We start from the raw sequence: 13,478 nt of genomic DNA, 5'->3' as shown, positions 1-13,478 counted from the left end.
ACCATGGCCCACCTGCATCGAACCCTGTGTGCGCTCGCCATTGGCGCCGCGCTCGCCGCGTGTGCCGTTGGCCCCGATTTCCGCGCACCGCAGACAGCGCCGACCGATCGCTACGCGGCCGACGCCGCGCCCGCTGCCTTTGCCGCGGCCGGCACGACGCAGACGGTGCGCGCGGACACCGCACCGCCTGCGCAATGGTGGCGCGCATTCGGCTCGCCCGAACTGGATCGGGCCGTCGACGTGGCGCTCGCCAACAGCCCCACGCTGGCGCAGGCCAATGCGCGACTGCGCCAGGCGCAGGAAGACTACGCCGCGCAGCAAGGCGGCACCGAATGGCCGTCCGCAGACCTGCAGGTCAAAGCCACGCGCCAGCAGGTCGACCCGGCCGCATTCGGCATCCCCAACGTTCCCAACCCGGGGCCGTTCAATGTCTACAACGCCTCGGTCAATGTCTCGTACACGCTCGACGTGTTCGGCGGCAACCGTCGCATGCTCGAAGGCTTGATGGCGCAGGTCGACTACCAGCGCTTCCAGCTCGACGCCGCGCGCCAGTCGCTGGCCGCCAACGTGGCGACGAGCTTCATCCGGCTGGCCGCGACGCGCGCGCAGATCGATGCCACCACGCGCATCCTGGCGGCGCAGTCGCAGCAGCTCTCGATCATGCAGCAGCGCGAATCGCTCGGCGCGGTGGCGACGGTGGACGTGCGCAATCAGGCAGCCCTTGTCGCACAGACACGCGCCTCACTCGCGCCGCTGGAACAGCAAAGCGCGCAACTGCGCCACCAGCTTGCCACCTACATGGGCACGTCGCCGGGAGAATCGGACCTGCAGGTGCCGGAGTTCGAATCCTTGTCGCTACCGCGAGAACTGCCGCTGTCCGTGCCGTCCGCGCTGGCTCGCCAACGGCCCGACATCCGCGCGGCCGAAGCACTGTGGCACCAGGCCAGCGCCGACGTGGGCGTGGCTACCGCCAACCTGTATCCACAGTTCACCATCACGGGGAGTTTCGGTTCGTCGCGCACCCGCGTGGAAGACGTGAGCAATGGCGTGAACGTCTGGAGCATCGCTGCGGGACTGATGCAACCGATCTTCCATGGCGGAGCGTTGCGCGCCGAAAAGCGCTCGGCCGAGGCTGCCTACGATGCGGCCGCCGCCGGATACCGGCAGACCGTATTGCAGGCGCTGCAACAGGTCGCCGACGTCCTGCAGGCGCTCCAGCACGACGCCGATGCCGTACAGGCCCGCAGCGATGCAGCGGCGCTGGCCGCCGACGTGTACCAGACCACGCAGGCGCGCTACACGCTCGGCGCGGTCAGCCATCTGACGCTGCTCGACGCCGAACGCACGCGAGCCCAGACCGAGCGCGACCGCATCGTGGCGGCGGCGGATCGCATGGCCGACACCGCCGCGCTGTTCCAGTCTTTGGGCGGGGGCTGGGACGCCGTCGCCCAGCGCTAGCGACCCCGCACGATGGCGCTGCCCCGCGCAGCTACCTACAATCCAGCCATGACACTTCACTGAGGGGGTTGCGGTCATGGCAGTCGAAACCGTTGCCGGCGGCAAGGTGGTGATCCACTTCGACGGCACGCGCTGCGTGCATTCGCGCAATTGTGTGCTGGGCAGGCCCGATGTGTTCGTACCCAACGTGGAAGGAGCGTGGATTCACCCGGAACGCGCCAGCGTCACCGAAATCGCCATCCTCGCCCACAGTTGCCCGTCGGGCGCGATCCAGTATGAATGCACCGACGGCAGCCCGGGCGAGGCAGCACCCGCCGTCAATCTCGTGCGCGTACGCGAAAACGGCCCGCTCGCCTTCCACGCACCACTGAATGTCGGCGGCAAGGAAGAAGGCTTTCGCCTGACGCTGTGCCGCTGCGGCGAGTCGCACAACAAACCCTTCTGCGACGGTAGCCACAATGCGGCGCACTTTGCCGCCACGGGCGAGCCGGCGGCGGTCGAATCGAACGCACTGGCGGCGCGCGGCGGCGCCCTGCGCGTCGATCCGGTGCCCAATGGGCCCTTGCACGTCACGGGCAATCTCGAAGTCGTCAGCGGCACGGGCAAAACGATCAATCGCGTCACCGAAGCCTGGCTGTGCCGCTGCGGACACTCCGCCAACAAACCGTACTGCGACGGCACCCACGCCAAAGTGGGCTTCCACACCGAGGACTGAGCAGGCATGGCCTACGATTTCGATCTGTTTGTCATCGGGGCGGGCTCCGGTGGGGTACGGGCGGCGCGCGTCGCAGCCGGGCACGGTGCGCGCGTGGCGATAGCCGAGCAGGCCGACTTTGGCGGCACCTGCGTCAATCGTGGCTGCGTGCCGAAGAAGCTGATGGTGCAGGCCAGCCGTCTCGGCGGCGATCTTGCGGAAGCCGATGCGTTCGGCTGGCACGTGCAGGGCGCGGCGTTCGACTGGGGTTCATTCATCCGCGCCAAGGATGTCGAGATCGCGCGGCTTTCCGGCAAGTATCTCGAAACGCTCAACGGCGCCGGTGTCACCGTGCACGCGCACCGCGCGGTGCTGGAAGACGCGCACACCGTGTCGCTGTCGGAGGGCGCAAAGCGCATTACCGCCGAACACATCCTCATCGCAACGGGCGGCCACCCGTCATACGAACCGCGCTTTGCCGGACGCGAACTGGCGATCAATTCGGACGATGTGTTTCATCTGCCGGATCTGCCGCGCCGGGTGCTGATCATCGGCAGCGGCTACATTGCCGTGGAGTTCGCCGGCATCTTCAAAGGCTTCGGCGCGCAGGCGACGCTGGCCTATCGCGGCCCGCACCTGCTGCGGGGCATGGATGAGGAACTCGCGCTGGCGCTCGAAGCCGCGTATCGCACGCGCCACATCGGCCTGTTGTCCGACACGCAGATCGAACGGCTCGAACGCCATGGCGACGCGCTGCGCGCCACGTTCTCCAACGGCGACACACACGACTGCGACGCGGTCATGCTGGCCACCGGGCGCATCCCCAACGTGGCCGGCCTCAACCTGGATCGCGTCGGCGTGGCGCAGGGCAAGGCCGGCGCCATCGTCACCGATCTGCACAACCGCACCAGCGTGCCGTCGATCTACGCCATCGGCGACGTGACCGGCCGGCTGGACGCCACGCCTGTGGCCATCCGCGAAGGACATTTTCTTGCCGATCGCCTGTTCGGCGGCGGCACGCACGGCGTGGACTATTCGCTGATCGCGCGTGCGGTGTTCTCGACGCCCGAAGCCGCCACCGTGGGCTTGTCGGAAGAAGCCGCGCGCGAACGCTACCCGCATCTGCGCGTATTCCGCGACCGGCTGCGTTCGATGCGCAACGCATTTGCCGGCCACACCGACACCATGCTCATCAAGGTGCTGGTCGATGGCGACACCGACCGCATTGTCGGCGCCCATCTGCTGGCGGATTGCGCGAGCGAGATCATCCAGACCTTCGCCATCGCCATCACAGCGGGCGCCACCCTGGCCGACCTGCAGCGCACGCTGCCCTTGCATCCGACCATCGCCGAGGAACTGATCACGCTGCGCGAGGCGCGCTGAGCTGACGCCTCAGGGCAGGCGCGCTTCGATCCACTCGATGATGTCGGCCATGACCTCTTCGCGGCCGACATCGTTGAGCAGATCGTGGAAGTGGCCCTCGTAGAGCTTGAGCGTCTTGTCCGGCGAGCCCGCGGTATCGAAGAAGAACTGGCTGCCGCCCGGCTTGGTGACCTTGTCGAGCGTGCCGTGCAGGATCAGCACCGGTAGCTTGATCGAAGGGAATTCGCGCTTGAGGCGCTCGTCGGCGAGCACCAGTTGCGCCACCGTCTGCGTGGGCTGTGCTTCGTGCGCGATGAGCGGGTCTTCGTCCATGAAGCGGACTACCGCCGGGTCGCGCGAGAAATCCTCGTTCTTCAGATAGAGCACGTGCGCATGGGGCGCCAGGTGGCTCAACCCCTTGAGCGCGGCCAGCGCGAAGTCGGGCGCGTAGACCTGGAAGGCGAAACTCTCGCAGATCAGGCCCGCCAGCCCGGCTTGGTAGTCGAGCGCGTAGACCGACGACACCACGCCCCCCGCACTGTGCCCGAGCAGATACACGGGCAGGCCGGCATCGCGCGCCTTGGCCATCTGGATGACGACATGCACGTCGTCGGTGTAGTCGTGAAAATCTTCGAGGTAGAAGCGGTCGCCGTCGGATTTGCCCCGGCCGCGCAGATCGAGTGCATAGACCACGAAACCGCGCGCCGCCAGTTGGGCGGCCGTCCAGAAGTAGTAGCCGCTGTGCGATTTGACGCCGTGGCAGATGACGACAGCGGCACGCGGCGCGTCTGCCGGCCGCCACGAGCGCACGAACAGGCTCAGTCCTTTTGTCGTTGCGACGCGTTCTTCCTGCATGGCTTCTCCCTCGCAGTCGTCGCCGGCCGCGCCGGCATACTCAGGAACGATAGACAACGCCGCACCCGCCGCCCAATGCATCGGAGACCTGGGCCGCCTGCCTGCCCGAACGTCGGGGAGCTCAGAACGAATATCGCGCGCCCAGCATGCCGCCGTAGCCTCGGTAGCTGCTGCCGCCCTGCTGCACGCTGGCCTCGCCCCACAGTTGCAGTCGCGGCGCGACGTAACCGGCGATGCCGAGCTTCAGGTCGCCGATCTGGCGCGTGTTGTCCATGGCGATGGACGTACCGTTGAACGAAGCGCTGGACCGCGCGTCGTCATAGAACCAATTCAGCTCGACATACGGTTGCAGGACCGGGCCATTTGCGAGCGTGACATCGCCAAAGACACGCACCCCGAAGCGGCTGAGCCATCCGCCGATGTCGTCGGCATTCACCTGGAGACCCGTGTTGTATTCGGTGTGCGAGCCGTTGCGGTAGTTGCTCCACATCACCTGCGCCTGCGGCACGACGTACCAGTTCCTGCTGAGCTGTGGCGCCCAGATGTAGCCGGCTTCGAGCGATGCGTTGAGCGTGTTCGAGTGATACGTCTGTTCCGACAGGTGATCGCCATCGACCTTGTTGCGCTGCCAGCCGTACATGGCCCATGCGTCGAGATAGGTGCCACTGCGACGATTGGCGTTGGCAAACCACGTGGCATATGCGCCCGCGCCAAAACCATCCACCGTGCCGTTGGAGTGCCGACGATTGCCCAAGGCGCTGGTGCTCGATGCGGCGTTGCCGTAGCCACCCATGAGACCAAGGCGCAGTTCGTCCCCGCCTTTGAGTGGCGTGCGCCACACGTCGGCCCCGAAGTGGATCAGCGCGGTGTCGGTGTCGTTGTCCATGCGCCCATCGAAGGCGCGGCTCGCGCGATGCCCGCCGCCGATGCGCGCCCATCCGATGCGGCTGCCATCCGTACCCACAGCGTTCGCCGTACGGTCGAACAGGCCGTGGCGGAACATCGTTGCGGCAGCATAGATGTTGGCGAGGTAGGCGCCGATCTCGGGCCGATAGTTGGGTTGGGGAGGCGGAGCGGGCGGTGTCGGAGGGCTGGGCGGCTCGGGCGGGTCCGGCGGCGTCGGCGGCGGAGGTTCCGGCGGCGTCTGCGTCGAATACAGATACCACTGCTGGTCGGCGGCGTTCCGATACAGGCTGTAGTCGTACAGCCCGGCCACCGCCGCGCCGTCCAGGTGGAAGGCGTCGGCGGCGGAGGTGGCCCCATGCTCGAGCGCCACGATGCGGATGCCATTGCTCGTCTGCGCACCCGTGCCGCCTGCGTTGGTGACGACGATGGCCGTGTCGCCGGTGGCGTGGCCGGTATCGATGATCAATTGATCGGTAGGTGAGTCGTCGCCCCCCAATGCGCTCTGGATCTGCAGCGTGCCCTGCCCGGCGTAGTTGCCTACCACGCGCAGACGATTGCCCGGTTGCGCGCCGCGCAGGTCGACGCTGCCGTTGTTGACGAGAGCCCCGATGATCGTGAACTGTCCGCCCCCTTGCCCGGCGAGGCCCGGCGCCGCATCGGCGCTCATGATCGTGCCGGTGTTGAGTACGGCCGCCTCGATCTGCCCGTAGCCACCGAGCACCCCGGCGTTGGACACGCCGCCCGGGCTGATCACTGTGGCGCCCGGAGCGATCAGTAGGCTGCCGCCGTCATCGATGGTCGTGCCGCCCGCCGTCGTCAGTCGTTGCGTGATCGTCAGCCGGCCGCTGCTCACGCGCAGTGCGTCGCTCCCGGTGCTGGCAAGTGCCAGCTCGTTCGACAGCACCCAGTCGTGACCTTTCATTTCGAGCGCGCTGAATCCGGTGAACGTATTGTCGGCGCTGCCGTCATCGGTCAACGCGATGCGGTTGTCGCCATCGCTCGTCACCGCACCATGGATGACCGAGCCCGGGCCGGAAACCGTCTCGCCGGTCTTCGCGACCACCATCTGCTGGCCCAGCACCAACAGGTTGTTGTTGCCGACGAATGACAGCGCCGTCGCATCGCTGGAGAGCTGATTGAGGTTGTAGACGATGTTGTCGTCGCCCGTCATCTTGATGGCGACGCCCGAACCGGCCGCCTGAATGAGACCGGCATTGATGTAGGTATGGCCGCTGACCTGGCTGGAGATCGTCGTGCCCTGCGGATTGATGATCCTTCCGTAATTGAGCAGTTGGCTGTCTCTGGTGTTGCTGGCCAGATCCATGGATGCGTCCGAGGTCGAACCGCCCTGGATCAACCCGGCGGGACCGTTGTAGATCGAATCCTCGCCGTCGCCATACATCCAGATGACTTTCGACCGCGCGGTAATGGTGCCGTCATTGACGATGGCGACGTCCACGTTGCCGTTGGAAACGATGCCGTAGTTGCCGCTGATGGTGGCGCCGGCATAGTTGTGGATGATGGCGCCCTCGCCGCTATAGATGCCCGATTGCGACGAGGCGGTGATCGAACCATAGTTGAATACGCCGATCGATCCGTGGTCGGTGTGCAAGCCGTCGGAACCACCGCTGATCGTGCCGCCCACGTAGTTGTAGACAACGCCGCCGTTGGTGAACTGGACACCGGCCGGTCCGTTTGAACTGGTGGTGCTGGTGGCGATGTTGCCGTAATTGAATACGCTGGCACCGTTGAGCTGCGCACTGCCCAGCTTCACGCCACTGGCATTGCTGCCGCTGGCCTCGACCGAACCGTCGTTGGTGAGCTGCCAGTCCTGAGAGTTGTCACCCTGGATGGCGGTGCCGGTATTGGTGATCAACCCGTCCGCCGGCAGCGTGAAGTGCGACTGCCCCGGATAGGCACTGTTCAGTTGAACGGTGCTGCCGCTGCTGCTTGGCAGCACGACCTGGGCTTGGGCGGGTGCGGACAAAGCCGCCACGCACCCCAGGCCGACAAGCGCGGGACTGCACTGCCGCCAGCCCGGCGGACTGGTCCGATTTGAGCGCATGGGTGCCATCCATAGAGCGCGGTTTAGTGTCTCCTCCACGCTTAGTGATAGCACAGCGCTCGTTTTGCAGCGCTACGGCATTGCCCGATTGTCATGCCGCTCCGCGCATGGCATCTGCATGGTGGCGACCATCGGGTGTGCGAGTCGCTCACGCGCGGCCGAACCGCTTCATCAAGCGCACCGACAACGCCGCGCCGGCAGACACCGTGGCGAGCACGACGATGCCGCGCCAGCCCCAACTTGCGAACACCAGGCTACCCAGTGCGGCCCCGCTCGCCATGCCGACGAACATGCCGGTGAAGAGCAGCGCATTGAGCCGGCTGCGGGCGGCAGGTTCGATGCCGTAGACCAGTGTCTGGTGCGCGACGAGCGCGGCCTGCACGCCGAAGTCGAAGCCGATGGCGCACGCCACGATCAAGCACAATTGCGCCGGACCAGACAGAAATACCCCCAGCCCCATCAGCGCGAAGGACAGCATCGCCACGCCCGTGCCGATGCGCGTCACGAGTTCAGGGCCGCGCCGGTCGGCAAGACGCCCCGCCAGGGGGGCTGCCAACGCACCGGCCGCACCCGCCAGACCGAACGCACCCGCCGCTGCGCTGCCGAGTTGGAAGCTGTCGTGCAGCATCACCGCCAGCGTCGACCAGAAGGCGCTGAAGCCCACTGACAGCAGCCCTTGTGCCCACGCCGCGCGGCGCAGTTCGGCGTGCCTGCGCCACAGGTCGACCAACGATCCCATCAGCGCGCCGTAATGCAGGTGCGTGGTCGGCTTGAAGCGGGGCAGGCCACGCCATGCCGTTACAGCAATCAACGCAATCAGGACCGCCGCCGCGGCATACACGGTGCGCCAGCCCCACATCTGCCCGACCGCGCCGCTGACCACACGCGAGAGCAGGATGCCAAGCAGCAGCCCGGTCATCACCGTGCCGACGACGCGACCGCGATGGACTTCCGGCGCCAGCGTGGCGGCGGCAGGCACGATGTCCTGCGCCATGGTCGCCGCCAGCCCGATCACCAGGCTCACCGCCAACAGCGTCCCGATGCCAGGCGCCACGGCCGCGCCGAGTAGCGCCAAGCACAACAGGATCGCCTTGAGCAGAATGATGCTGCGGCGGTCATAACGATCGCCCAAGGGCGCGAGGAACAGGATGCCGAGCGCGTAGCCCAGTTGAGTCAGTGTCGGCACGAACCCGGCAGCGCGCGCGCTGGCGTGGATGTCCGCACCCAGCCCGCCGAGCAGCGGCTGGCTGTAATAGATCGACGCCACGGACAGCCCGGCGCCGGTCGCCAGTAGCAGCACCAGCGATGCGGGCAGATCGCTGGCTTGCGCCACGCCGCCAGCGCGGATCGCGTGAGAAGCACTCATGTCATTCACCTGTGTATGGGAGGAGGGGTGGGGCGCATTCTCGGCGCGTATGAACGCTGCTGGCAGTAGCGTCATTCGAAGAACGGTTATACGCTTGACGCATGAGTGCACCCACAACGACTTCCGATCGGCTTGAACTCCTCCAGACCTTCATCCGCATCGTCGAGTCAGGCAGCCTGTCGGCCGCCGCGCGCCTGCTCGGCACGACACAACCGACCGTCAGTCGGCGTCTGATGCTGCTGGAGCAGACCCTCGGATTGCGCCTGCTGCAGCGTTCGACTCACGCGATGAAGCTCACCGAGGCAGGCGAACGCTGTTACGAACATGCGCGCAATCTGCTGGAGACGTGGCAGGCGATCGAGGCCGACCTGCGCGACGACAAGGACGCCCCGCGCGGCACGCTGCGCGTGGTGGTGCCGCACGCCTTCGGACAGGAACAGCTCATCGCGCCCTTGTCCGAGTACCTGCGCGAACACCCCGAGGTATCCGTCGAGTGGCTGCTGCACGACCGGCAGCCCGACTTCATCGCCGACGGCATCGATTGCGCCATCCGGGTCGGCACGGTGAACGACCCGAGCCTGGTCGCGATCCGGCTGGCCGAGGTGCCACGCATCGTCGTCGCCCGCCCCGGCCTGTGGGGACCGAACGACCCACCCACACGCGCCAGCGAACTCGAACACCTCCCGTGGCTGGCCCTGCGCACGTATTACCGCGACGAAGTGCAACTGACGCATGCGCCCTCGGGCGAGGAGGCGCGCTTTGCCATCCGGCCGCGCATGAGTACCGACAGCCTCTACGCGCTGCGCAACGCCGCCATCGGCGGGCTGGGCGTGGGCATCGTGTCGGCCTGGGTCGTGCGCGACGACCTGCGCCGTGGCGACCTCGTCCACATCGCGCCCGAGTGGTCCGCCTTGCCGCTGCCGGTCTACCTCGTCTATCCGCAGGCCCGTTTCTACCCGGCCCGCCTGCGCGCCTTCGCCGACATCATCCGCGCCCATATGCCGACGCTGTCGGGCGTGCGTGCGCCGAGTCGGGCGAGCGACGTTCGCCGCTGATACCGGCTGGCCCAATCGATGCCACCGCCATGTGGCGTGTCGGACTCCATGCCATGCAGGGGCAGATTGACGGATAGGCCGCGTCTTACCCAATAGCCGGATCGAGACTATTCGAACGGAATAATCCCGAACACACTCCTGCGAAACATGTGCACCCATTGCGGGTGCCAATCTCCAAGAATCGCACAGATTCTGATCAGAAATTGAGCAGGGTCACGCTTATTTATAACACCTGCGACATTCCCTACCACCCGCTAAAGATTTTCCCGAAAGACGCTGATGTTTCGCGTCTCCATACTGTGCCGCACGTGCCTCGCGGTGGGGCTCCCACGTGACAGTGCACTGCCGAAGTATTTTCAGTGTCTGTCGCAGGCTTTGTCTGTATGCGCCGGATTCGGCCGGGTCAACATCGTACTGATTCGATGTTTAACGCTAACCCGCAGACGAAAAATCATCACCCGCGCGGCGATCTCCATTCAGTTCAGGAAAGTGTCTTATGTCACGCTGCAAGACGAAGATTTCCACTCTATCCATCAACGTATCCCTCGCACTCGGCGCGACGCTGCTGGCGGCGCCGGTATTCGCCCAGGCCATCTATGGCAATGGCAACTACGGTGACAATCTCAACGTTACCGGCGCCAGCAAGGGTGGCTACCAGGGCGCGGTCCTCTACAAGAACGCCAACAACGGCGTTCCGGGCGACCTGAGCACCGGCATCGTCGTCGGCGACAATTTTGTCGGCACGGCGGTCTTCGGCCTCTTCACAGGCAACGACGTTGTCATGACGAAGGCCGGGGCCAACGTGAACGCCTCGATCGTCATCGGCAACAATGCCCAGCTCATTGCCAAGGGCATTTCCAGCGACGGCATCAATGTCGGCTATGGCTCGGGTTCGATGACGGTGGTCGTCGGTGACGACGCGACGATCACCTCGCAATACGGCATGGGCGTGCGCGCCAATCTCGGCGACCGCGACAGCATCGTCAACCGCATTGAGATCGGCAAGGGCGCTACGATCACCACCAATACGACCGGCAGCAACACGACCAGCGGTGAAGGTTATGCCGTGTACGCCGGTAACCGTAACGGACCCGGCGACGGCACGTCGGAGGACACCATTCAGCTTGGTCAGGCGATCGTAGAGATCGGCGAAGACAGCACGATCACCACCAACGGTTCGGCCGCGCACGCCGTGTTCGTCAACAAGGGCGGGCGCGTGGTGCTCGGCGACAACGTCACGGTGAATACCAACAGCACCTCTTCGACGACAGCGGCCGACGGGCTGCACGCCGAGAAGGGCACCACGGTCAATCTCGAAGCCGGCAAGATCGAGTTGCTCGGCGGTGCGACCATCACCGTCAAGGGCGCCAAGTCGAACGCCATCTCGGCGACCGGCGAAGGCACGGTCGTGCACTCGTACGACGCCGGCACGGACACGGCCACCGCCGGCACATTCAACATCACCGGCAACATCACGGCGGATCAGCAGGGCAAGGTCGCGCTCAACATGATCCAGACCGGCTCGGCCGATGACGCGACCCTGCGCAGCAGCAGCGTCACGGGCAACGCCACTGCGACGAACGCCGCAACCATCGACATGACGATGGCGACGGCAGGCCAGTACACGGGCAATCTCAACGCCTCGTCGGCGGGAGCGATTTCACTGGCATTGTCCGAAGCCAGCGCGCTGACCGGCAACACCACGGCCTCTGGCGGTGGCGTCACCCTGCAACTGGATTCCGGCAGCCAGCTCGATGGCGACGTCACGGCCTCGAACCAGGGCACGGTCGACGTGAGCCTCGACGCCAGCTCGGCCGAAGGTAACGTCAGCGCGCAGACCGAAGGCGCGGTGACCTTCGCATTGAGCGCCGCCAGCCAGTTCACGGGCAACACCAGCGCCACCGGCCTGGGCACCGTCGACGCCACGCTCGACAACGCCAGCACGTACATCGGCGACGCCAGCGCCAGCGACCAGGGCGCGCTGAACCTGACGCTGGACAACGGCAGCACCATGACCGGCAACGTCAGCGCTGCGACGACGGGCACGGCCACGGTGGCCCTGGCCAACGGCAGCGTGCTCACCGGTGTCGTCAATTCGAGCGAGTACGACGCCACCGGCGCCAGGGACGACGCCAACGCCGGCACCGTCAACATGAACATGGCGACGAACAGCGTGTGGAACATGACCGACAGCTCGGTCGTCTCCAACCTGCGCCTGTCCAACGCACGCATCAACTTCGCCACGCCGGCCGACACCAGCGATGCAGCGGCCTTCGTACCGACCACGCTGACCGTTGCCGGCGATTACGAAGGCGACGGCGGCGTGATGGCCATGAACACCGTGCTGGGCGACGACACGTCGAAGACCGACAAGCTGGTGGTCAAGGGCTCCACGTCCGGCACCACCAACGTGGTCATCAACAACATCGGCGGCGCCGGCGCGCAGACCGTCGAAGGCATCGAGATCGTCAACGTCGAGGGCGATTCGAACGGCGTCTTCCAGAAGCTGGATGGCACGCGCATCGTTGCGGGCAGCTACGACTACTCGATCGTCAACAAGAACAAGAACTGGTATTTGACGAGCCTGCTGAACGATCCGGGCGTAACGCCGGATCCCGATCCGGATCCCGATCCGGAACCGGACCCCGATCCTGATCCGGGTATCACGCCCGACCCGGACCCCGATCCCGGCGTCACGCCCGACCCGGAACCGGACCCGATACATGTCAACCGTCCGGAATCCGCCAGCTACATCGCCAACCTGGCCGCCGCCAACACGATGTTCATGACGCGTCTGCACGATCGCCTGGGCGAGACGCAATACACCGACGTGCTGACCGGCGAGAAGAAAGTCACCAGCATGTGGGCCCGTGCAGAGGGCGGCGAGGGCAACTTCGGCGACGCCTCGGGCCAGCTCGACACCAAGAGTCATCGCTACGTGCTGCAGGTCGGTGGCGACCTGGCGCAGTGGAGCAGCGACGGGCTGGACCGCTGGCACCTCGGCGTGATGGGCGGCTACGGCAGCGCCCGCAGCAAGAGCCAGTCGTCGATCACCGGCTACAGCTCGCGCGGCGAAGTCGACGGCTACAGCATCGGCCTGTACGGCACGTGGTACGCCAACAAGGTCGACAAGACCGGTCTGTACGTGGACACCTGGGCGCAGTACAGCTGGTTCGACAACAAGGTCAGCGGTCAGGCGCTCGAATCAGAGACGTATAAGTCGGACGGTCTGACGGCCTCCATCGAAACCGGCTACACCTTCCGCCTTGGGCAGAGCAATGACACGACATGGTGGCTGAGCCCGAAGGCGCAGGTGGTGTGGATGGGCGTGAGCGCCGACGAGCACACCGAGTACAACGGCACCCGCGTGCGCGGCGATGGCGACGGCAACCTGATGACGCGCCTGGGCGTGCGCGCGCACGCCACGGCCACGGACCGCAGGTTCCAGCCGTTCGTGGAAGTGAACTGGATCCACAACACCAAGGACTTCGCCGTCTTCATGAACGACGACAAGAACGCCATGCGTGGCGCGCGCAACGTCGGTGAAATCAAGGTCGGTGTGGAAGCCCAGGCGACGCAACGCCTCAACCTGTGGGGCAACGTCAGCTACCAGGGCGGTGACAACGGCTACGATTCCACCCAGGCCATGGTCGGCGTCAAGTACCTCTTCTAGCGTTTCAACGACGGCGATCTCCCGTCACTCCCAAGCCGTACCGG

At 65.9% G+C, this 13,478-nt stretch carries 8 protein-coding genes; 5 read left to right on the top strand and 3 right to left on the bottom strand.

All coding sequences use genetic code 11. The annotated features are described in order from the left end of the window. Window positions 1–3 precede the first annotated feature (3 nt). The 3 genes from ACDA63_RS04085 to gorA all read left to right on the top strand — a co-directional run bounded on the left by ACDA63_RS04085 (window position 4) and on the right by gorA (window position 3,535). A complete protein-coding gene (locus tag ACDA63_RS04085) occupies window positions 4–1,458 on the top strand; it encodes an efflux transporter outer membrane subunit (protein WP_373661907.1) in 1,455 nt (484 codons plus the stop codon). Window positions 1,459–1,534: 76 nt separating this feature from the next. Next, window positions 1,535–2,173, top strand: a complete 639-nt coding sequence (locus tag ACDA63_RS04080; protein ID WP_373661906.1) for a CDGSH iron-sulfur domain-containing protein — start codon at window positions 1,535–1,537, stop codon at window positions 2,171–2,173. A gap of 6 nt (window positions 2,174–2,179) precedes the next feature. Further along, a complete protein-coding gene (gene gorA / locus ACDA63_RS04075) occupies window positions 2,180–3,535 on the top strand; it encodes a glutathione-disulfide reductase (RefSeq protein WP_373661905.1) in 1,356 nt (451 codons plus the stop codon). 9 nt (window positions 3,536–3,544) lie between these two features. Here the strand turns inward: gorA and ACDA63_RS04070 are convergent, their stop codons facing one another. From ACDA63_RS04070 to ACDA63_RS04060, 3 genes are all read right to left on the bottom strand, one after another. Continuing rightward, on the bottom strand, window positions 3,545–4,369 hold the full coding sequence (locus ACDA63_RS04070; RefSeq protein ID WP_373661904.1) for a lysophospholipase: 825 nt from the start codon (window positions 4,367–4,369) through the stop codon (window positions 3,545–3,547). 121 nt (window positions 4,370–4,490) lie between these two features. Then, entirely contained in the window at window positions 4,491–7,340 is a 2,850-nt protein-coding gene (locus tag ACDA63_RS04065) for an autotransporter outer membrane beta-barrel domain-containing protein (protein ID WP_373661903.1), read from the bottom strand. Window positions 7,341–7,488: 148 nt separating this feature from the next. Further along, window positions 7,489–8,706 carry an MFS transporter gene (locus ACDA63_RS04060; RefSeq protein WP_373661902.1) on the bottom strand — a complete coding sequence of 406 codons (1,218 nt, stop codon included), beginning with the start codon at window positions 8,704–8,706 and terminating at the stop codon, window positions 7,489–7,491. A gap of 101 nt (window positions 8,707–8,807) precedes the next feature. Between ACDA63_RS04060 and ACDA63_RS04055 the strand changes: the two genes are divergently transcribed. Together ACDA63_RS04055 and ACDA63_RS04050 are read left to right on the top strand one after the other, a co-directional pair. After that, window positions 8,808–9,761: a LysR family transcriptional regulator gene (locus ACDA63_RS04055; protein WP_373661901.1), complete on the top strand. Its 954-nt coding sequence runs from the start codon at window positions 8,808–8,810 to the stop codon at window positions 9,759–9,761. A gap of 496 nt (window positions 9,762–10,257) precedes the next feature. Continuing rightward, window positions 10,258–13,434, top strand: coding sequence for an autotransporter outer membrane beta-barrel domain-containing protein (locus ACDA63_RS04050; protein WP_373661900.1), 3,177 nt, complete (start codon window positions 10,258–10,260; stop codon window positions 13,432–13,434). The last annotated feature ends 44 nt before the right edge of the window (window positions 13,435–13,478 follow it).

Source organism: Uliginosibacterium sp. sgz301328 (assembly GCF_041807905.1).
In the GTDB taxonomy this organism is placed as follows: Bacteria; Pseudomonadota; Gammaproteobacteria; order Burkholderiales; family Rhodocyclaceae; genus JBGVSA01.
Note: the sequence above shows the minus strand (reverse complement) of the source record. Positions and strands in the feature narration are given on the sequence as shown.

Bases quoted from the DNA above. Each gene is read 5' to 3' on its own strand.
- gorA (WP_373661905.1), top strand. From the start codon at position 2,180: ATGGCCTACGATTTCGATCTGTTTGTCATCGGGGCGGGCTCCGGTGGG.
- ACDA63_RS04050 (WP_373661900.1), top strand. From the start codon at position 10,258: ATGTCACGCTGCAAGACGAAGATTTCCACTCTATCCATCAACGTATCC.
- ACDA63_RS04055 (WP_373661901.1), top strand. From the start codon at position 8,808: ATGAGTGCACCCACAACGACTTCCGATCGGCTTGAACTCCTCCAGACC.
- ACDA63_RS04085 (WP_373661907.1), top strand. From the start codon at position 4: ATGGCCCACCTGCATCGAACCCTGTGTGCGCTCGCCATTGGCGCCGCG.
- ACDA63_RS04080 (WP_373661906.1), top strand. From the start codon at position 1,535: ATGGCAGTCGAAACCGTTGCCGGCGGCAAGGTGGTGATCCACTTCGAC.
- ACDA63_RS04065 (WP_373661903.1), bottom strand. From the start codon at position 7,340: ATGCGCTCAAATCGGACCAGTCCGCCGGGCTGGCGGCAGTGCAGTCCC.
- ACDA63_RS04070 (WP_373661904.1), bottom strand. From the start codon at position 4,369: ATGCAGGAAGAACGCGTCGCAACGACAAAAGGACTGAGCCTGTTCGTG.
- ACDA63_RS04060 (WP_373661902.1), bottom strand. From the start codon at position 8,706: ATGAGTGCTTCTCACGCGATCCGCGCTGGCGGCGTGGCGCAAGCCAGC.